The organism is Clostridium bornimense, assembly GCF_018917145.1.
Taxonomy (GTDB): Bacteria; Bacillota; Clostridia; order Clostridiales; family Clostridiaceae; genus Clostridium_AN; species Clostridium_AN bornimense_A.
Window position 1 is genome coordinate 16,532 of the sequence record NZ_JAHLOD010000001.1, and the last position, 22,175, is coordinate 38,706.

Annotated in this window: 15 protein-coding genes; 1 reads left to right on the top strand and 14 read right to left on the bottom strand. The window is 28.7% G+C overall.

Annotation, left to right across the window (positions count from 1 at the left end; translation table 11 throughout):
* The 3 genes from KQI30_RS00100 to KQI30_RS00110 are packed head-to-tail and all read right to left on the bottom strand — an operon-like array spanning position 1 to position 1,541.
* A complete protein-coding gene (locus tag KQI30_RS00100) occupies positions 1–576 on the bottom strand; it encodes a CheB methylesterase domain-containing protein (protein ID WP_367397816.1) in 576 nt (191 codons plus the stop codon).
* A gap of 2 nt (positions 577–578) precedes the next feature.
* Entirely contained in the window at positions 579–1,076 is a 498-nt protein-coding gene (locus KQI30_RS00105) for a chemotaxis protein CheD (protein ID WP_216461127.1), read from the bottom strand.
* 12 nt (positions 1,077–1,088) lie between these two features.
* Positions 1,089–1,541: a chemotaxis protein CheW gene (locus KQI30_RS00110; RefSeq protein ID WP_216461128.1), complete on the bottom strand. Its 453-nt coding sequence runs from the start codon at positions 1,539–1,541 to the stop codon at positions 1,089–1,091.
* 768 nt (positions 1,542–2,309) lie between these two features.
* Here KQI30_RS00110 and KQI30_RS00115 point away from each other — a divergent pair.
* The gene (locus KQI30_RS00115; RefSeq protein WP_253287318.1) at positions 2,310–3,269 is read left to right on the top strand and encodes an L-lactate dehydrogenase; all 960 of its coding nucleotides are present in this window, start codon (positions 2,310–2,312) and stop codon (positions 3,267–3,269) included.
* Positions 3,270–3,289: 20 nt separating this feature from the next.
* Here the strand turns inward: KQI30_RS00115 and KQI30_RS00120 are convergent, their stop codons facing one another.
* The 11 genes from KQI30_RS00120 to KQI30_RS00170 all read right to left on the bottom strand — a co-directional run bounded on the left by KQI30_RS00120 (position 3,290) and on the right by KQI30_RS00170 (position 22,174).
* Positions 3,290–4,111 (bottom strand): aminotransferase class IV, encoded by an 822-nt coding sequence (locus tag KQI30_RS00120; protein WP_216461129.1) that lies wholly within the window; start codon positions 4,109–4,111, stop codon positions 3,290–3,292.
* A gap of 125 nt (positions 4,112–4,236) precedes the next feature.
* Positions 4,237–4,599, bottom strand: coding sequence for a DUF1292 domain-containing protein (locus KQI30_RS00125; RefSeq protein WP_216461130.1), 363 nt, complete (start codon positions 4,597–4,599; stop codon positions 4,237–4,239).
* A gap of 124 nt (positions 4,600–4,723) precedes the next feature.
* Positions 4,724–8,242: a pyruvate:ferredoxin (flavodoxin) oxidoreductase gene (gene nifJ / locus KQI30_RS00130; protein WP_216461131.1), complete on the bottom strand. Its 3,519-nt coding sequence runs from the start codon at positions 8,240–8,242 to the stop codon at positions 4,724–4,726.
* 143 nt (positions 8,243–8,385) lie between these two features.
* Positions 8,386–9,465 carry an undecaprenyldiphospho-muramoylpentapeptide beta-N-acetylglucosaminyltransferase gene (locus KQI30_RS00135; RefSeq protein WP_301281791.1) on the bottom strand — a complete coding sequence of 360 codons (1,080 nt, stop codon included), beginning with the start codon at positions 9,463–9,465 and terminating at the stop codon, positions 8,386–8,388.
* A 74-nt stretch (positions 9,466–9,539) separates the two neighbouring features.
* Positions 9,540–11,489, bottom strand: a complete 1,950-nt coding sequence (locus tag KQI30_RS00140; protein ID WP_216461132.1) for a sensor histidine kinase — start codon at positions 11,487–11,489, stop codon at positions 9,540–9,542.
* 83 nt (positions 11,490–11,572) lie between these two features.
* On the bottom strand, positions 11,573–13,357 hold the full coding sequence (gene recJ, locus KQI30_RS00145) for a single-stranded-DNA-specific exonuclease RecJ (protein ID WP_216461133.1): 1,785 nt from the start codon (positions 13,355–13,357) through the stop codon (positions 11,573–11,575).
* A 54-nt stretch (positions 13,358–13,411) separates the two neighbouring features.
* A complete protein-coding gene (locus tag KQI30_RS00150) occupies positions 13,412–15,475 on the bottom strand; it encodes a heavy metal translocating P-type ATPase (protein WP_216461134.1) in 2,064 nt (687 codons plus the stop codon).
* 19 nt (positions 15,476–15,494) lie between these two features.
* Positions 15,495–16,688: a M16 family metallopeptidase gene (locus KQI30_RS00155; protein WP_216461135.1), complete on the bottom strand. Its 1,194-nt coding sequence runs from the start codon at positions 16,686–16,688 to the stop codon at positions 15,495–15,497.
* A 116-nt stretch (positions 16,689–16,804) separates the two neighbouring features.
* Positions 16,805–17,368 carry a DJ-1 family glyoxalase III gene (locus tag KQI30_RS00160; RefSeq protein ID WP_216461136.1) on the bottom strand — a complete coding sequence of 188 codons (564 nt, stop codon included), beginning with the start codon at positions 17,366–17,368 and terminating at the stop codon, positions 16,805–16,807.
* A gap of 10 nt (positions 17,369–17,378) precedes the next feature.
* Positions 17,379–20,210, bottom strand: coding sequence for a DNA topoisomerase IV subunit A (locus tag KQI30_RS00165; RefSeq protein WP_216461137.1), 2,832 nt, complete (start codon positions 20,208–20,210; stop codon positions 17,379–17,381).
* 17 nt (positions 20,211–20,227) lie between these two features.
* A complete protein-coding gene (locus tag KQI30_RS00170; protein WP_216461138.1) occupies positions 20,228–22,174 on the bottom strand; it encodes a DNA gyrase/topoisomerase IV subunit B in 1,947 nt (648 codons plus the stop codon).
* Position 22,175 lies beyond the last annotated feature (1 nt).

Below are 22,175 nucleotides of genomic sequence, written 5' to 3' on the forward strand. Positions count from 1 at the left end.
TCAATGCTCCCCCTTAACATATGACACAATTCCCTTAGCTATATTTTGTAAGGGCATTACTTCATCAATCTTTCCAGTTTCATATGCAGATTTAGGCATACCATAAATTATGCTTGTCTCTTCAGATTCTACTAATACAGTACCACCTCTTGATTTAATTTCTAACACTCCATCAGTTCCATCTTTACCCATGCCTGTTAGTACTATTCCTAATAACTGATTTTTGTAAATCTTAGAAGCTGATATAAATAAATTATCTACTGATGGTCTTACACCACGCACATGTGGTTTCATATTTAGTCCAATTTTATCTTTTGAAGTTATCTCCATATGCTGTCCACCTGGGGCAATATAAACATAATTATTTTGTATTTTCATACCATCTTCAGCCTCAACCACATTTAGTTTGCATTTATCATTTAATCTATTAGCAAAACCTTTTGTTATTCCTTTTGGCATATGCTGAACTATAAAAATTGGCACATTTAAATTATTTGGTAGACTTATTAGGATTTCTTCAATTGCCTTTGGGCCTCCTGTTGATGCTCCAATAACTATTGCTGATATTTTTCCCACTTCTATATCTCCTTACTAAAAACTCCCAATGTTTTGATTTCTACTAAACCGGTTTCCAATTTAAAGATCATAGTACGACCTTTTGTACCACCAATTTCTTCAGCTAAAATAGGAATTTTATAGTAAGCCAATGTTTTTTTTACTGCTTCACTATTCCTTTTTCCTATATCCATCTTTATTTTATTATCACTAAAGTTAAACATAGATGCTCCACCAGCTATTTTAGCTGTAATTCGTGAAAGACTAGCTCCCATTTTCTCCATTTCTTTTATTACTAAAGGAATACCTGTATCAGCATACTTGTATAAATTTTCAACATTACTAAATTTACTACTATCAGGAAGCATTATATGTAATAATCCACCTATCTTGGTTTTTTTATCGTAAAATGCTACTCCTATACAAGATCCTAATCCTATTGTAATTATTCTATTAGGACTTTTTGATACTGCAGCATCGGCTATCCCAACTTTTTTTTCTGTTAGTTTTACAGCATCCATATATCACCTCTTTTATAAAAGCTTCTTTTCATCATCTGTTAAAATTGTACATAAATTAAGTAGAATTACTATTCTATCATCTAATTTTATCAATCCTTTTATATATCTTTCAGATATTCCCTTAACGATTTCTGGAGTTTCTTCTACTATATCCATAGATATATCTTTTACTTCTGAAACTAAATCTACCATTACACCATATTTACATTGTTCTTGTTTTGAAACTATTATCTTAGTTTCATCTTCATTATTTCCAACTAAGTTTTTCATAGAAAACTTTTTCTTAAGATTTATTATTGGAAGAATACTTCCTTCATAATTGATAACTCCTTCAACAAAATTAGGACTGTCCGGAATTTCTGTCAAAGGACTAAATGATAGTATTCTTTCAACTTCCATAATATCTATCCCGAAATACTCATCATTTATTAAAAAAATCAATATTTTCATTTCTTTACTACTCATCATATACCCCCCTCTACATAACTAATCGTTCCACTACTATATCTCCATCTTTATCTAAAAAACAATGAATGTGTATCTATAACTTTTAACAACAATCTATATTCACTGCTTTATTGATCTTATTGATTCCTTTAGTATAGTAACTTATTTATTTATTTCATTTAAAATATCGTTCATTTCTACATAATTCTTTATATTAACTGATACAATTCCTATTAATTTTTCTTTTAAAAAGCACATTTCTTGTAATTAATAGGTAAATAGGTATTTATTAGCCTGTATATAATAACATTTATTTCTTTAAAATGTTTTTATATCAACAATTTAGTATATATTCTATCGTTACATTCGTGCCTATTCTTTCCAATTCATCTTTTTGTAAAATTTAATACATTAATTTTATCTTCAGATTTTTTTCTTACAACATCATGTGCTTTTTCTCTATTTTTTACATAATGTTAAGATTTTATTTTACTTAGATATTTTACCTTGTCTTTGTAAATTCATATATTAATTTTTCTACAAATTTAGATTCAATTATCACATTCTAACTATAATAATGCCATTTTAAATTTATCCCAATTAATCTTTTTAATGAATTTATATAATTGGTATAACTTAATTCTAATAAAGAAATACTAATATCATAAAAATAAATAAATGAAAGAAAATTTTCATTTACAATTGATAAGTTTTCGTAAGTAGGCTATAATGTTTACATGAAACACTATTAATTTATATATTCGCAGGATTGAATGGAGGATTATTATGAGCAGAACTAAAATTTCTATCATTGGAGCTGGAGCAGTTGGTTCAACTACTGCATACGCAATAACTTTAGCTGGTTTAGCATCTGAATTAGTTATCGTTGACATTAACAAGGATAAAGCTGAAGGAGAAGCTATGGATATAGCTGATGGTGGTGCTTTATTTAAACCAGTAGAAGTTAGAAGCGGAGACTATGAAGATACTAAAGATTCTAACATAGTTATTATTACAGCTGGTGCTGCACAAAGACCAGGTGAAACTAGATTAGATCTTGTTAGCAAAAACTATAAAATCTTTTCAGGAATTATTCCTCAAGTAACTAAGTATAGTCCAAATGCAATTTTATTAGTAGTATCTAACCCTGCTGATGTATTAGCTTACATCACTTATAAACTTTCTGGATTCCCTAAAGAAAGAGTTATCGGATCAGGTACTGTTTTAGATACATCTAGATTAAGAACTGAACTTGCTGACCACTTTGGTATCGATGCTAGAAACGTTCACACTTACATCATGGGTGAACACGGTGATTCAGAAGTTGCAACTTGGAGCATAACAAACATTGCTGGTATGAGCATTCAAGAATACTGTGATTCTCACAGCATCAACTGGAATGAATCTTTACAAGAAGATATCCACCACAGAGTTGTTAGAGCTGCTTACGAAATCATTAATAGAAAAGGTGCAACTTTCTATGCAATTGGTGTAGCTGTTAAGAGAATAGTTGAAGCTATCTTAAGAGATGAAAATTCTATCTTAACTGTTTCAACTTTACTTGAAGGTGAATATGGTGTTAGTGATATATACCTTGGAGCACCTTGTATCGTAGGTTCTACTGGAGTTAAACAAGTACTTAACATTCCATTAGCTAAAGATGAATTAGAATTATTCCAATCATCTGCTAAAACATTAAAATCTGTTTTAGATAATGCTGAAAAAGAATTTAATGCAAGCAAATAATTAAAAAAAAGGAGTTGAAATCAACTCCTTTTTTTTATATATTTTTCTGTATTTTCATTAAACTTTTTCATAATTTTTTTCATATTTTTTTCATTACTGGAATTAAATTTCATTTTATTTACTTTTCTTATTGGTAAAGCATCTGGTGATGTACCTGTCATAAATATACCTTTAAAATTTTCTAATTCTGCTACTGAAACTTCTCTTTCTATTATATCTAAAGACAACTCTTTACATATATTAAAAATCCACTTTCTTGTAACACCTGGTAAAACACTTTTTACAGGTGGTGTAATAATTTTATCTTCTAATATAAAAAATATGTTACTTCTACTTCCTTCTGTAATAAAATTTTCCTTATTTACTAATAAAGCCTCATATACATCATTCTTCCTTATTTCCGCATTTACAGCTTTTCTTAAACCCATATCTATTATTTTTGAATTTGGATCTTTTCTCTCAGCATAATATAAAATAGTATCCACACCTTCTATATACTGCTGTTTACTAGGATAGCTGTGTTTTATAAAGTAAGTAATAAAATTTTTATCATCATTATTATAATTCAATATAAATTTTATATTTCCATTTGTAATATTATTAACAGAAATTAGTTTTTTAAGTTTTATTATTATTTCGTCGATAGAAATAAATAAGTCTAACTTATTAAGTTTTAAAGTTAATAATACTCTATCCATATGGTCTTCTAAAAATATCGGAACTCCTTCCTTTACTTTAATAACCTCATACACAGATTTTCCATCAAAAATGTACTTTTCATCAAATTCACTTTTATTCTTTATTTCATTATTAAGTATGAAATATTGCGAGTTACAATCCATATTTATTTACATACCTCCATAATAATAAGAAGGGAGCTCTTACACAATGAAATATCACCGCTTAAGCTCCCTTACTAATATAAATTTTTCTTTATATTGCTATAGATTCTGCATTTACAATACTATTATAAATCACTAGCTTTTAAACTTTCAAAATAAGCAACAGCTTCATTAAATTCCTTTTCTTCTGGAACTTCATAAGCTAATCCTTCTTCATCTTCTACTATTTTAAATAAGTAAATTGATCCATCGTTAGGATTTTGAGCTAAAGCATATTCATTATCTTCAAATTCAAATCCTTCAACTATTTCACATAATATTTCATTTCCTTCTTCATCTTGTAGTGGAAGGAATAATGCTTCTTCTTCATGGCCACCACAACCACATCCGCATGAATGTTCTTCTTCGTGGCTACCACAGCATCCTTCTTCATGATGATGGTGTTCTCCACAACCACATCCATTATTTAATACATTATTTTCATCCATATATTTATACCTCCTTTAGGTCTTCAATTCATTTTAACCTCAATTTCAATAAATTAAAAGCATTTTTTTCTTTAGATATTAATTTATTTTAAATTATATCCTTAAACTGCTCAATTATACAATATTAATCCATTGCTAATCTCTTATATGATGATAATCTATCCATTGCATCTTTCTTAGTTTTCTTAAATAATTCATCAGCAACATCTGGGAAAGATTTCTTTAATGACGCAAATCTTACTTCACCCATTAAGAAGTCTTCAAAATCATCCCATTTTGGTTCTTTTGAATCTAATATAAATGGATTTTTATCTGCATCTTTTAATTCTGGATTGTATCTATATAATGACCAGTATCCACAATTAACAGCTCTTCTTGTTTCTTCTTGAGAACTCATCATACCTGCCTTAATACCATGACTTATACATGGAGCATAAGCTATTATTAATGATGGTCCATCATATGCTTCTGCTTCTGCAATTGCTTTTAAAGTTTGATTTTTATCAGCACCCATACCAATTTGCGCAACATATACATAACCATAGCTCATTGCCATCATTCCTAAGTCTTTTTTCTTAGTTCTCTTTCCTGATGCTGCAAATTTAGCTACAGCAGCTGCTGGTGATGATTTTGAAGCTTGACCTCCAGTATTTGAATATATTTCTGTATCAAATACTAATATATTTACATTCTCTCCTGATGCTATAACATGGTCTAATCCACCGTAACCTATGTCATATGCCCAACCATCTCCACCGAAGATCCATTGAGATCTCTTTACAAAGAAATCTTTTTCTTTATAAATCTCTTGTAATAATTCATCTTTTTCTTTTTCATTTTCAAGAAGTGTGCTTAATCTATCAGCTCTAAATCTAGTTTCATTACCATTATCTATGTTATTAAGCCAATCTTCCATTGCAGATTTTAATTCTTCTGATATATCAAGACTTAATGCATTCTTAACTTTTTCAGCTAACCCTTCTCTCACTTGTTTTGTACCTAGCAACATACCTAATCCAAATTCAGCATTATCTTCAAATAAAGAGTTTGCCCAAGCTGGACCATGTCCTTTGTCGTTTTTAGTATATGCAGTTGCTGGTGCTGAAGCTCCCCATATAGAAGAACATCCTGTTGCATTAGCAACCATCATTCTATCACCAAATAATTGTGTTACTATCTTAGCATATGGAGTTTCTCCACATCCTGCACAAGCTCCTGAGAACTCTACTAATGGAGTTTCAAATTGTGAACCTTTCACTGTTTCTTTCTTCATTGGATTTTTCTTTACTTTAACTTCATTTTTAGCATAATCCCATATTTTTTGTTTATCCATTTGTGTTTCTATTGGCTTCATTACTAAAGCTTTTTCTTTAGCAGGACAAACTTCTGTACAATTTCCACATCCAGTACAATCTAACACATCTACAGCTATTCTGTAATTTAATTCTTTTGCGCCAGTAGCAACCTTAGTTTCAAATCCTTCTGGTGCATTTTTAACTTCTTCTTCATCCATTAAAAACGGTCTTATAGTTGCATGAGGACAAACATATGAACATTGATTACATTGAATACAATTTTCTATTTTCCATTCTGGAACGTTAATAGCTATACCTCTCTTTTCATAAGCAGCTGTTCCTGCTGGTAATGTACCATCAACCATTCCATTTTTGATAAGATCACCTACAGTTATCTTATCACCTTCTTGCTTATTTATAGGTTCTAATATATTCTTAACAAATGAAGGTACTTTTCTTGCTTCAGATACTTCAAGATCTTTTGCATCCTTCCATTCTTCTGGTATCTTTATTTCAACTATAGATTGAACTCCTTTGTCAATAGCAGCAAAGTTCATATCTATAACTTTTTGACCTTTCTTACCATAAGATGATACTACTGCTTCTTTTAAATACCCTATTGCAGTATCTATTGAAATTATATCAGAAAGTTTAAAGAATGCTGATTGCATTATCATATTGATTCTACCACCAAGACCTATTTCTTGAGCAATCTTAACAGCATTTATTGTGTAAAATTTAACCTTTTTGTTTGCAATTTCTCTCTTATAATGAGCTGGTAATTTACTTTCTATTTCTTTTTCAGACCATACTGTATTTAATAAGAAAGTTCCACCTTCTTTTATATCACTTAACATATTATATTTATATACATATGATTGATTATGGCATGCTACAAAATCAGCCTTATTAATTAAATATGGAGATTTTATTTTATTTTTACCAAATCTTAAATGTGATATTGTTATACCACCTGATTTTTTGGAATCATAAGCAAAATATCCTTGAGCATACATATCTGTATGATCTCCTATGATTTTTATAGCACTCTTATTTGCACCTACAGTTCCATCTGAGCCAAGTCCCCAGAATTTACATGCTTTTGTTCCCTCTGGTGTAGTATCAATATCTTCTCCACTTTCAATTGATGTAAATGTAACATCATCTACAATACCAACAGTAAAGTGATTTTTTGGTTCATCTTTATGTAAATTATTAAATACTCCTATAACATGAGATGGTGTTGTATCCTTTGAACCAATACCATATCTTCCTCCTACTATTACAGGTGCATCCTTTTTGCCAAAGAAAGCATTAACTACATCTAAATATAGTGGTTCTCCTTTTGCTCCTGGTTCTTTTGTTCTATCTAATACTGCTATCTTTTTAACTGTTGATGGTATTGCTTTTAATAAATAGTCTGTTGCAAATGGTCTATATAAGTGAACGTTTACTAAACCTACTTTTTCACCATTTTCATTCAAGTAATCTACTACTTCTTCACATAACTCACATATAGATCCCATAGCAACAATTACTCTTTCAGCATCTTCTGCCCCATAGTAATTAAACAAACCATAATTCTTTCCTGTTAATTTATTTATTTTCTTCATGTAACCATCTACTATTTCTGGTAACTTTTCATAGTACTCATTACATGTTTCCCTTTGTTGGAAATATATATCTGGATTTTCTGCAGTTCCTCTTGTCACAGGATGATCTGGATTTAATGCTCTTCTTCTAAAATCATTTACAGCATCCATATTTAATAATTCTTTTAATTCATCATATTCTAATACTTCTATTTTTTGAATTTCATGTGAAGTTCTGAATCCATCGAAGAAATTAATAAATGGTATTTTTCCTTCAATAGATGCTAAATGAGCTACTGCTGATAAATCCATAACTTCTTGCACTGAAGATTCCGCAAGCATAGCAAATCCTGTTTGTCTAGTAGCCATAACATCACTATGATCTCCAAAAATGTTTAATGCAGATGTAGCAATAGCTCTAGCACTTACATGGAATACACAAGGTAATAATTCACCAGCTATCTTATACATGTTTGGTATCATAAGTAGTAATCCTTGTGAAGCAGTAAACGTAGTAGTCAAAGCTCCTGATTGTAAAGATCCATGTAATGCTCCTGCTGCCCCTGCTTCTGATTGCATTTCCATTACCTTTACTTTTTGATTAAAAATATTTTTCTTTCCTTTACTCATCCATTCATCAAAACTTTCAGCCATTGGTGATGATGGTGTAATTGGATAGATCGCTGCTACTTCTGTAAAAGCATATGCAATATATGCTGCAGCAGTATTCCCATCCATTGTTTTCATATTTCTCATGTATTTCACCTCTTTATATAAATCTTCATCGTATATAATTGATAATTATTATTAATAATACTATATAGATAGCTAAATAACAACTGTAAAAACGAGACATATCTGCCTCGTTTTTATATATACTTATTATTTTAGCATATATTCTACTTTTTTTTCTTAATACTTTCTTTAATTATAGCTATTATTTTGTCTATAGCTCCTTGTAACTTAGATTCTCTCATATTATTAATATAAAGATCCCTATTTCTTTCCAATAAGTTGATTTTTTCAATTAATATATCACTATTTAAATCTTCTTCTTGAATAACTATAGAATAGCCTGATTTTTCAAAGGATGCAGCATTTAGAATTTGATCTCCTCTTGAAGCTGCTCTTGATAACGGAATTATTATATTTGGTTTATTTAATGCTAAAATTTCAAATAAACTGTTTGATCCCCCTCTAGTAATAATCATAGATGATAAAGCCATTATATCTTTTAATTCTTCATTAATATATTCAAATTGTCTATAACCTTCTTTACCTTTTAAGGAATCATCCAAATTTCCTTTTCCACATAAATGAACTATATCATATTTTCTAGTTAATAAATCTAAATTGTTTCTTATACTCTCATTAATCACTTTTGATCCTAAGCTTCCGCCCATTATTAAAATAACTGGTTTTCTACCAGAAAAATTTAAAAACTTTAAGGCATTTTCTGCATTACCCTTAAACAATTCTTCTCTTATAGGTGTACCAGTAACTACTCCTTTATTATCCTTTACATACTTGATAGATTCAGGAAATGTTACACATAACTTACTTACATATGGTTGTGATAACTTATTTGCAAGTCCTGGAGTAATATCTGATTCATGGGCTACTACTGGGACTTTTAACATACTTGCTGCTATAACTACTGGTACTGCAACAAATCCACCTTTTGAAAAAACAACATCTGGCTTTTCTTTTCTTATAATAGAAAATGCTTCTGCTAATCCTTTAATTACTTTAAAGGGATCTGTAAAGTTTTTAATATCAAAATAACGTCTTAATTTTCCTGAAGATATAGGATGGTATTTTATCCCTGTCTCTTCTATTAGTTTTCTTTCAATGCCATTAATAGATCCTATATAAAAAATATCGAAACCCTCTTGCTGCAATCTTGGAATCAATGCTAAATTTGGGACAACATGTCCCCCGGTTCCTCCACCTGTCATCAATATTTTATATTTGCTCAAAACACCATCTCCTAAATATTATTACATTTTTATATTATATAAATTCAAAATTTTTTTCAATAATAATATATGTACTACTCAATAACTGAAAATTCAACTTTAACCTTTCTAGAAATCTGATCATATACTCCTCTTTGTATCATATCCTCTTCAGGGCAATGTTCAAATCCTAATTCTATATCAAAGGTAGTTCCACTACCATATACAGAAGATACTTCTATCTTTCCACCCATTGATTCAACAAACTTCTTTACAATAGCTAATCCTAGACCTGTTCCTTCCATTTCTTTTTTCCCTTTACTTGCCTCTACATATTGATTAAAAATTAATGGTAGCTTTTCTTCTTCTATTCCTACCCCTTCATCCTTTATAGATATATATAACTTTGATATTTTTATATTAATAAACAAATTTACAAATATACTTTTCCCACTTGGAGTAAACTTTACAGCATTGGATAACACATTTAAAATTACTCTTTCTAATTTTTCACTATCTATACTTATATATAATTCCTCTATATTAGTATCAAATATAATATTTATATTTTTACTTTTAGAAAAAGATATAATTGAATCTACTAATTCTTCTACAAAACTTACAACTTCTATATTATCTTCATTAAGAACTAGATATCCAGCATCTATCTTTGACATATCTAATACATTATTAACCAACCTCATAAGCCTTCTAGAATTGTTATTTATTGTTTTTAGTATAGCATCAAACTTATCATTTATACTGTCACTATATAATGTATCTATAAGTTGCAATGAAGAATATATTACTGTAAGAGGAGTTCTAAGTTCATGAGAGATCATCGAAAAATATGAATTTCTTATATCTTGTAATCTCTCATTTTCATTAACCCTTATTACCTCATCAGTAATATCAATAGCATGAACATACATAATTGATATTTCTTTGTTATCTCCTATATAAGGATAAAAGAACACCTTCTTATAACGATCTTCATATTTAATTTGATTACAACAACATTTTTCTTTAGTTTGTAATGCCTTTCTATAGTATGGTATCATTTCTAATACTGCGTATTTTTTTAGTTCACCTTCAAATACTTTAAATTCTTCTTTCATTTTATCATTTGAAAAAATTATATTAGAATTATTACAATCTATAACTAAGATAGGAATATCTATATTATTCAAAACATCATTAATATATTTCTTATTTTCCTCTTTTACAACTTTTATTTCAGTATCTTTTGTTACATCCTTAAATGTAATTATTGTATTACTCTCTCCATTTTCGTCTGTAGTATAAGAAATATAAATTTCTATATATTTTTTAACACCATTCTCATTAACTTCTAATTCGTAACCATTTAGCTCCTTACCTTTAGAAATATAATTATTAAGCATCATATTTACTCTATAATCTTCGCTACTTTTATCATTAAAATCAAACCAACTATAAATACTATATCCATGAAAATCTAAAATTTCATAAACTCTATTACTACTAAAAACTATATTATATTTTTCATCATATAAGATATAACCTACTGATACATTGCTCATTAATTTGTTAAATTGATTCATATTCACTCTATATTTTTCTTTAATTTTATTTGATACATCTAATCTAGCCTTTAACGAAATAATACTTTGTAATAATTCATTTGATCCTAACACATCATTCTCAACTTTACTTGTAACGTCAAAAAAATTAATTACTATAGCTATATTGATACCACTATCTTGTAAAGAATACATATTAAAATCATATATTTTACCATTTATACGAATATACTCATGTATAGCAAAAGGCTCATTTATTTCAAAAGTTTCTATAAGCTTATCATATTTCACTTCATATTCTTCACCAGCAAAGTCTTTCATTTTATAATCAGCACATATAGAATATAAGTCTTTATACTTCTTGTTTTTGAAATATTTCCTTGCATTACCATTTAAATACAAAACTTTAAGATTTCTATCTAAATATATCTTATTATAGGGTGAATTTTCCAATTCTTTTTTTAATAAGCTACGTTTTTCCATAAGTAACATATCCCTTCATAGAATAAAATCACTTATATTATATATGAAAACCTGAAATATAGCAAATTATGTAACACATTCAATTATACTTTCATTTTTCTATAATCTACTATTTTTAATTGTATATTAATATTTCCATTATATTTATTAAATGTTGGAGAATATAATATATCCATCTTACAACCTACAGGTAATGTTATCGTTTTATATCTATCATAGCTTACGATTTCTCCGTATTCCTCTCCATACCAGGCTTTTATATTATTACTTACATTTTCGACATTTTCAAATATCATTCCATCAGGACTATTGGCAAATTCAAACTTTATTACATTATTTTCTTCACCAAATGCCAATATTTTATTAACTTCTACACCTTTATCACCTAACACTGGTCTATGATTTCCCTTACCAAAAGGTTCTAACATATTTATGTCATATACCAACTGATTATTAATATTTCCAATTTTAAAACTACAATCTATTGTATACTTTTTAATAAGATCATTTTCATCTAGGGCACAGTTTTCATTTAACTCTCTTCTTAGTTTATCTACATTGCAACTTTCTAGAGACATTCCTGCTGCCATAGGATGTCCTCCAAACTTTAAAAAATTCTCTTTTACCTTTGTAAGCTCTTCAAACATATTATATTCTTCTATAGATCTTCCTGATCCTTTTATTATATTATTGCTGCCTGAAGTAAGCACTATTGTTGGCCTATTATACCTCTCTTTAATTCTTCCTGCTATAATTCCCGCTAGAGACTCATGAATTTCTTTATCTAGTACCACTAAAACTTTATCATTTATAATATCACTGTTTTCTATTTGTTTAATTACAGATTCTACAGCTTCTTCTGTCATCATCTTTCTTGTCTTATTTAATTCCACTAGCTTTTTAGCAATTTCAATACATTTTTCATATTCTTTAGAAACAAATAAGTCAACTGCCATTTTGGCTGTTTCTAATCTTCCTGAAGCATTTATACATGGTCCTAATACAAATCCTATTGAGTATGAGTTAATCTCTTTATCTTGTAAATTACATGCTTCAATAAGTGCTCTCATCCCGACATTATTTACAGTTCCATTTAATACATCAATTGCATATTTAGCAATAACTCTATTTTCATCTATAAGATCAACAACATCACATATAGTTGCTACGCCTGCAAACACTAATAGATCTTTTAATATCGATGTATCAATATTTCTTTTTATATACAAAGCCAATGAAAACTTATATGCTACAGTAGCACCACAAACTAATTTAAAAGGATAATTGCAATCTAATCTCTTTGGATTTATAACAGCATCTGCTTTAGGAATAATTACCTTAGTATTATCACCATCTTCATATGGTAAATCATGATGATCTGTTATTACAATATTCATCCCAAATTCCTTGCACTTTTTAACTTCATTTATAGCAGCTATTCCATTATCACAGGTTAAAATAGTTTTTACTCCCTGCTCTTTCAATGAATACAATGAATTTTCATTTAGTCCATACCCATCTTTTTCTCTATCCGGTATATAATATATTACATTAGCTCCTATCTTTTTTAATGCAATATATAATATAGTTGTTGACGCAACACCGTCTACATCATAATCACCATATATAGCTATTTTATTTCCCGCTGTTATATCTTCTGATATAATGTCTGTTCCTTTATCCATATCTTCCATTAAAAATGGATCATGTGTATCATCTAAACTAACTTTTAAAAACTTTTCTATTTCTTCTGTTGTAGATATATTTCTATTTACTAATATCTTTGCTATTACTTTAGATATGAATGATTTTCTTGATAGTTCTTCTATATTGGCTTTACTATTTTTAATTACCCATCTTTTTTCCATATTATCTCCTATAAAAACGGGGATTACAAAAATATTATTTATCCCCCTGCTTTTTTAATTATACTTTTTATATTCTATTCTAATTGAGTTGAAAATAGCAATCAATGCTACACCTACATCTGCAAATACAGCTTCCCACAATGTTGAATGATTAAATATACCTAATAATAAAATAATAACTTTGACACCAAGACATAATATTATATTTTGCAAAATCACTTTTTTTGTAGCTCTTGCAATTCTTATTATAGTTGGAATTTTGCTAAGGTCATCTCCCATTATTACCATATCCGCAGCTTCTATCGCAACATCAGATCCAAGTCCCCCCATTGCTATTCCAACATGTGCCATAGATAATACCGGTGCATCATTGATACCATCACCTACAAATAACGCAATTTTATTTTTAGACAATTCTTCAAAAGCTTTAATTTTATCTTGAGGCAATAAATCACTTGCTCCTTTCTCTATAGCTAACAAACTCTTTACATCATCTACATTTTCTTTACAATCTCCTGACAAAATATATATATCATTAATTCCTAGCTCTTTTATATCGTTTATAGCTTTATAGCTCTCTTTCTTTATTTTATCATTAAACACAAGTTTTCCAATTGCTTTTCCATTCACAGCTATATATATAACTGTACCAACTTTACTATTATCTTTAACGCTTATATTATACTTACTCATAAGTTTACTGTTTCCAATAAGAATATCTCTACCTTTATATATACATCTATTACCCATACCTACATATTCTTTAAAATTGGACAATAACCTTATGTCTATATTATTATTATAAGAATTTCTTAAAGTTTTTGCTATAGGATGATTTGAATAGTACTCAGCTGCAACTGCTACTTCTATAAGTTCTTCCTTTCTTACATTTATAAACGGTATAACTTCTGTTATATGAAACTTTCCTTCTGTAATTGTTCCTGTTTTATCAAAGAAAATACTTTCTAGATTACAAATACCATCTAAATACTTAGCTCCTTTTATCATAATTCCATGCTTTGCAGCTGCACCAATTCCTGAAAAATATCCAAGAGGTATTGATAATACTAACGCACAAGGACATGATAACACTAAAAATATCAATGATTTGTAAATCCATGCTACTAATTTCCCACCAAAAATACTATACCCGAACACAGTAGTAAATAAAGCTATTATAAGTATAACTGGAGTATATACCCTAGAGAATTTTGTTATCATTTTTTCACTTTTCCCTTTTTTAAGAGTAGAATTCTCCACTAAGTCTAAAACCTGCTTAATTGTAGAATTTTTATATTCAGCTTCTACTTTTATCTTCACCGGATCATTTATATTTATAATTCCACTGTTTACATTATCACCTTTTGTATATACCTTTGGAATAACTTCTCCTGTAAGTGGTGATGTATCACATATACATATTTTATCAATTAATTTTCCATCTAAAGGTATCTTTTCTCCCGCCTTAACTAAAATTACTTCACCTACCATTACCTTTTCAATAGGTTTTCTTATTAGTGTATCTCCTTCGATACAATTAATCTTGGGTTCTTTTAGTTTTAATAGCTCTTTAATAGAATTCCTCGAAGATTCTATAGAAAGACTTTGTATCATTTCTCCAATACTATAAAAGAGCATTACTGCTACAGCCTCTTTATATTGATTGATTCCTATTGCTGTTAACGTAGCTAGTGACATTAAAAAATTCTCATCAAAAATATTACCCTTACTAATATTTTTCACTGATTTTAATATAATTTTTCCACCTATAACTATGTACGCTATAATTAATAAATAAAAAGAATATTTATTATCTAAAACAATTCCTAAAAGAAACATCGTAACAGCCATTATGTATTTTACTATATCTATATTAGATATTTCTTCTTCATGCATATACTTTTTTTCTTCTAAAATACAATTAGGTTCTATAGAATGTATAGCTTTTTTTATTTTCTTATCTACATTTCTTACATTATCTTTTGTTTCTATATAGATTCTTTTAGTTATAAAATCTACTTGTATATCCTTTATAAAATCTAATTTTTTTAATCGTTTTTCAATTTTTTCTCCACAACTTATACAATGTAAATTCTTTAAATAATATTCCTTTCTCATTTTTTACCCCACAAAAATACTAATTATTAATTAATATGGAGTAATTCTTAATTCTATCACACAATTTTAAAAGTAATTCCTTATTTACTAATTCTTTTTTCTTTCCTTCAAAATTATTTTCTTCTGAATACATAATATCTTCCGCTGATAAATCTTTAGCCTTTTGAATCTTTCTCTCCCATCTTATAATTTTATTCATCTTTATTTTTTTTATATAATGTTGCAACTCATCTTCAGTAATATCTGATATATATCTTTCAACATTACTCAATATATCTTCAACTTCAAATGCTACCTCTTCTCCTTGATCTTTACTTGTCATAGCATTAACTAAATATACTTCTACCCCAGAATCAAATCTAATCTCTGTTTCTACATCATAAACTAACGCCTTTGTTGTACGAAGTCTATCATATAATATCGAATTTGTACCATTACCTAAAATATAATCTAATACATACATACATTCCTTTTCTTCTTTATTTAAGCCGTGCAAATCAACTGATGCAAAAACCGTAGCTGTATTACTTTTTTCATTATTTACAACAATCTTATTTCCAGATAAAACCTTTCTTTCAGGATATGAGATTTTATATCCTCTTTTCATAGATGAAAAATTTTCTTCTAAGACTTTCAATACCTCATCACTTTTTAAAGCTGTAACAATAGAGATAGTACAATTTTCTGCTACATATATGCTTTCATATTTCTCTATTACGTTTTCTTTTGTTATTTCTTTTATAGATTCTTTAGTTCCATGAATTATATTTTGCAACCTACCATCGAAAATTTTTGAAAATAATATACTTTCACTTTTTAACTTTTCATTTTGCAACCATTCATCAATCTCTGTATAAATTATATTTTTTTCTCTATTAAGTTTTTCATCAGGAAACGTAGGATTTAATAATATATCACTATATAATTCTATTCCTTTTTTAAAATCTTCATTAAAAGTTGTTCCATAATAAACTACATATGAATAATTAGTCATAGCATTATAAAAACCAAAATATTTATCAAATTCTTTATTTATATCTTCCTCACTTCTATTCTTTGTCCCTAAAAATAATCCATGCTCTATATAATGACATATTCCTAAGTATTCATCATCCTGTAACGCTCCTCCATTAAACCCAACGGTAAAATTAGTCAACTCTCCTTCTGCTTCTTCAATTATAACCTTTATACCATTTGATAAATATTTAATCATATATCATACTCCTTCTTATAAATTTATGCTTTACTCTTACTTATTCACAAAAAAGAACTGCTCACAATATTTATTGTGACACAGTTCCTTGTATTACGATAGCCTCTTTATCATCTCTATATGTTCTTATTGTAGAAATTAACCATCATTGCTTCTCTTAATAAATTTGCTTTATCTTTTAAATCCATAGCTTCAAGAATATTATATGCAAATTCTAATACAGTAGCTGGTCCTCTACTTGTAATAAGATTTTCACTTCTAACTACAACTTCTTCTTTATAATTAAATTTTTCACTATTTTCTAAAGATCCTGGATATGAAGTTACTGCTCTATCTCTTATTATATCTGCTTTTTCTAAAACGATAGGTGCTGCACAAATAGCAGCTACAAATTTTCCTTCTTTGTCAAACTTTTGAACAAATTCTATAATTCTTTTATCATCTCTTAAATTTGTTGCACCTGGTAACCCACCTGGTAATACTATACAATGATATTTATCTATATCTATATTTTCTATTAAAATATCACTTTTTATAGTTATATTATGAGATCCTGTAACATATTCTCCATTAAGAGAACAAATATCAACACTGACACCAGCTCTTCTTAATATATCTACAACCGCTAAACCTTCAACTTCCTCAAAACCTGTGGCGAAAAATACTACTACATTTTTCATCTTATCACCCCTAATTTATTTTATTTACATAGTCATCCATACCTACTGTAAATACACTCTTTCCTCTAGTAGCTCTATTTTGTGTATTTAATTCCTTAGTATTTATAACTTTCTCTTCTTTATTCTTCGAAATCATTTTTATATCATACTCTTTATTTATAACATTACAATAAATGACTTTATCTTCATCTCTTAACGATATTGCAATTACTCCTGAAGCTACTTTCCCCATCTCACTTACTGAACTAGTATTAATTCTAAGAGCCATACCTTTTTTAGTTACCATTATATAATCAATATCATCTTCTATAACTTCTACACGTACTAACTTATCATCAGCAGTTTTAAGTTTATAACCTAACGTGATTCCTTCATCTTTTTTGAATTCTTCAAGTCTAGTTTTCTTTATATATCCAAGTTCAGTAGAGAACACTACTATTCCTTGATAATCATTAGTATAAACTACCTTTATAATTTCATCATTCTTTAAGAAACCTTCATAATATTTAGTTAAATCATAATTTTCTTCTAAATTTTCAAATAACGCAGCACTAACTTTTAATACTGATCCTTTACTTGTAAATAATAATATATCATCATTAGAAGTTATTTTCTTTCCACTATTTTTTTTCTTAATAATACCTTTTTTATTTATATCAAGAGAGAATTCAGCATAAACTCCTTCATTAACTATTTCAGCAGCCATTATCTCATCTTTATTTGGTAAGTATACGAACTTAGAAGTTGCAGCCATTCTTTCACCATCTTGTGTTTCTGGCTCTTCCACAATAAAGTTTAATGCACTTCTAAGTGTTATATTTAAAAATCTACTTTCATTATCTTTAGAAATAGTATCTACCATTACTAATGTTTCATCATTTTTCAGCTTAAGAGCAGCAATCTTCGAATACGCTGTTATAAACTTATCTACTGAAGTTTTCTTATAGAAACCTTTTGACGTTATGAATACAAAATCATTATTTATATTTTCTTGCCCAATAGTTGTAGCATATACTATAGACTCATCATCTAAAGTGCAACTCTTAATGATTTCAGAAATCTTTTCACCTTTTTCTTTCCACTTCATTTCTTTAATATTATTTACCTTAGTCTGATACATATTACCCTTATCAGTAAAAATCATTATATTATCTTTAGTATTTGCTTGTAATAAGAATCTATTGAAGTCTCCTTCTCTATATTCTATATCCTCTACCCCTGATGAAAGTCTATTGAAACTCTTCTTAGAAATTCTTTTTATATATCCTTCATTAGATAAAGTTATTACTACATCTTCTGAAACAATAATATCTTCCATATCAAATTTAGTATCTTCTACTCCATCAAGTATCTTTGTTTTTCTTTCTGTAAAATAATTATCCTTAACTTCTTCTAATTCTTTCTTTACAACTGCTAATAATTCTTTATCATCATTTAATATTCTTCTTAATCTCTTTATTAATTTAGATAATTCTTTATATTCCTTTTCGAAAGCTTTTATTTCAAGCCCTGTTAATCTATATAACATAAGTTCAAGAATAGCATCACTTTGCAATTCTGAGAACTGAAACTTATTCATAAGGTTTTCTCTAGCATTTGCTTTTGATGTAGATTCTCTTATAGTTTTAATTACTTCATCCATTATTCCAATGGCTTTAATAAACCCTTCAACTATATGATGTCTCTTTTCTGCTTCTTTCAATTCTTTTGCAGTTCTTCTTGTTATAATTTCTTTTTGATGATTTATATAATGTTTTAAAATACTCTTTAAAGATAAAGTTTGTGGTTTTCCATCTGCTATAGCAACCATATTAAATGGAAGGTTACATTGAAGTTCCGTCTTCATATAAAGATATTTTAAAACTCTTTTAGCTCCTTCTTCATCAACAGATTTTTTAAATTCAATTACTGCCCTAATACCAGTTCTATCAGATTCATCTCTTATATCCATTATTCCATCAAGAATCTTTGAATGCTTCTTATCCCCGGTCATTTCAGATATTGTTTGAAGCAATTTAGCCTTATTTTTTCTATATGGAAATTCAGTTATAACAATACACCATCTATTGTTTTCATTCTTTTCTACACTAGTTTTTGCTCTTAAAACCACCTTGCCTGTACCAGTTTCATAAGCAGATAATATAGAATCACTTCCAATAAGTTCTCCACCTGTTGGAAGGTCAGGCCCTTTTATATAATTCATTAATTCTTTTGTTGTTATTTCTTCATTATCAATATAAGCTAATATTCCGTCTATTACTTCTCCTAAATTATGTGGTGGAATATTAGTTGAAAGTCCTACTGCAATACCAAAGCTTCCATTAACTAAAATGTTAGGATATCTACTTGGAAGTACGCTAGGTTCTAATTCTGATCCTGAATAGTTATCTACCATATCTACTGTGTCTTTTTCGATATCTCTTAACATTTCTAAAGCAATGCTCGAAAGTCTTGCTTCTGTATAACGCATCGCTGCTGCTGAATCTCCATCTATACTTCCCCAGTTTCCATGTCCATCAATCAACGGTTCTTTTGTACTAAAATTTTGCGCTAATATAACCATTGCATCATATACAGATGAATCTCCATGTGGATGATATTTACCTAAAATATCACCGACAATCCTAGCAGATTTATAATAAGGTTTATCTGGAAATGCTTTTAGCCTATATGCACCATATAATATTCTTCTGTGAACTGGTTTTAACCCATCCCTAACATCTGGCAACGCCCTTTCCTTTGCTACTTCTACCGCATAAGGTAAATAGTTATCTGGCATTGCTTCTTCAATAGGTACTCTAATGACGTTTTTATCAGTTGGTATGTTAATTTTCTTAGCCATATCGTAAGTCCCTTTCTTTAAAATTCAGCATATTTATACATATAATTCTTTCTTGGTTCAACTACATCTCCCATAAGCAAAGATACCATTTTTTCTGCTTTTGCAGCATCTTCAATAGTAATTTGCATTAAATTTCTACTTTCAGGATTTAAAGTAGTTTCCCATAATTGATCTGGATTCATTTCACCAAGTCCTTTATATCTTTGAATCATTGCATTTTTACCGATTTCTTTCTTTACTTTTACTAAATCTTCATCATTATATGCATATTTAGCAATTTCTTTTCCCTTTACAACTTTATAAACTTTATAAAGTGGTGGCTGTGCCATGTATAAATGCCCATTTGCTATCAGTGGTCTCATATATCTATAAATATAAGTCATCCATAAGGTTCTTATATGATATCCATCTACATCGGCATCAGACATTATTATAATTTTATCGTATTTAAGGTCATCTTCATTATAATTTTTAAGAATACCAGTACCAATTGCTGTATTAAAAATCTTTAGTTCCTCTGACGCAAGGACATTTTCTAACTTTTGTTTTTCAGTGTTCATTATCTTTCCCCTAGAAGGCATAACTGACTGAAATCTTCTATCTCTTGCTTGTTTTGCTGATCCTCCTGCTGAGTCTCCCTCAACAACAATAAATTCATTGTACTTTCTATCTTTTGAAGTACATACCGCTATTTTCCCAGCAAGTGGAGATGTTCCTCTTCCTACTTTTTTTCTTTCTAGTTCATTAATTTTCTTAATCTTATCTTTTCTTGCTGCTGCTGCTATAGCATTATTTATAATCATTATAGCAGTTTCTCTATTATCTTCTATCCATTGAGAAATCTTAGTATAAGATAAATCATTCATCATAGTATATGCTTCACTATTACCAAGCTTAGTTTTTGTTTGTCCTTCAAAGATAGGATTAGTTAATGATATTTTTATAATTGCTGTAAGCCCTTCTCTTAAGTCGTCCCCTTCAAATTCCTTATCTTTTTCTTTTACAAGATTTAACTTTTTAGCCCATTCTTTAAAAGCTCTAGTCATACCGGTTTTGAAACCACTTTCATGAGTTCCTGCCTCTGTAGTTGGAATGTTATTTACATAACTCATAATATGCTCTGAAGTTGAATCAGTAAACTCCATGCATATTTCTCCACTCATTTTTATATCACCTATTTCTCTATCTCCTGAAAAAATGATAGGCTCTTTATGAAGTACTGTTTTACTTTCATTTAAATATCTTATAAAATCTAATAGTCCATTTTCAGAGTAATATGTCTTTTTTACTTCCTCTTCTCCTCTTAAATCAATAAGTTCAAGAGTTATGCCTTTATTTTGGAATGATAATTCCATAAGTCTCTGATCTACTATATCAAATTTTATATCTATTGTAGAAAAAATATCTTTATCAGGCATAAATGTTACCTTTGTACCCTGCTTTTCTGTATCACCAACAACTTTTAACTTGCCAACTGGAGTACCAGGCATATCTTTTTTAGCTTCTTTGTCATAGCCATACTGAAATCTCTGCTTGTATATCTTTCCACCTTGAAACACTTCAACTTCAACCCATTTTGATAATGCATTAACAACAGCAGCTCCAACTCCGTGTAATCCACCGGAAGTTTTATAATTGCTATTATTAAACTTACCACCAGTATGAAGTTCTGTAAATACCATCTCTACACCACTTTTTTTCTTAATTGGATGTATTCCTGTAGGTATTCCTCTTCCATTATCTATAACTGTTATACTTTTATCTTTATTTAAAATAACTGCCGCTTTATTACCATATCCATTAGATATTTCATCAATAGCGTTATCTAATATCTCCCAAAGACAATGATGCAATCCTTTTATTCCCGTAGACCCTATGTACATACCAGGTCTTACTCTAACAGGTTCAAGCTTTTCTAAGGAAGTTAAATCTGTTACTTCATAAGTATTGTTACTCATAGTCATT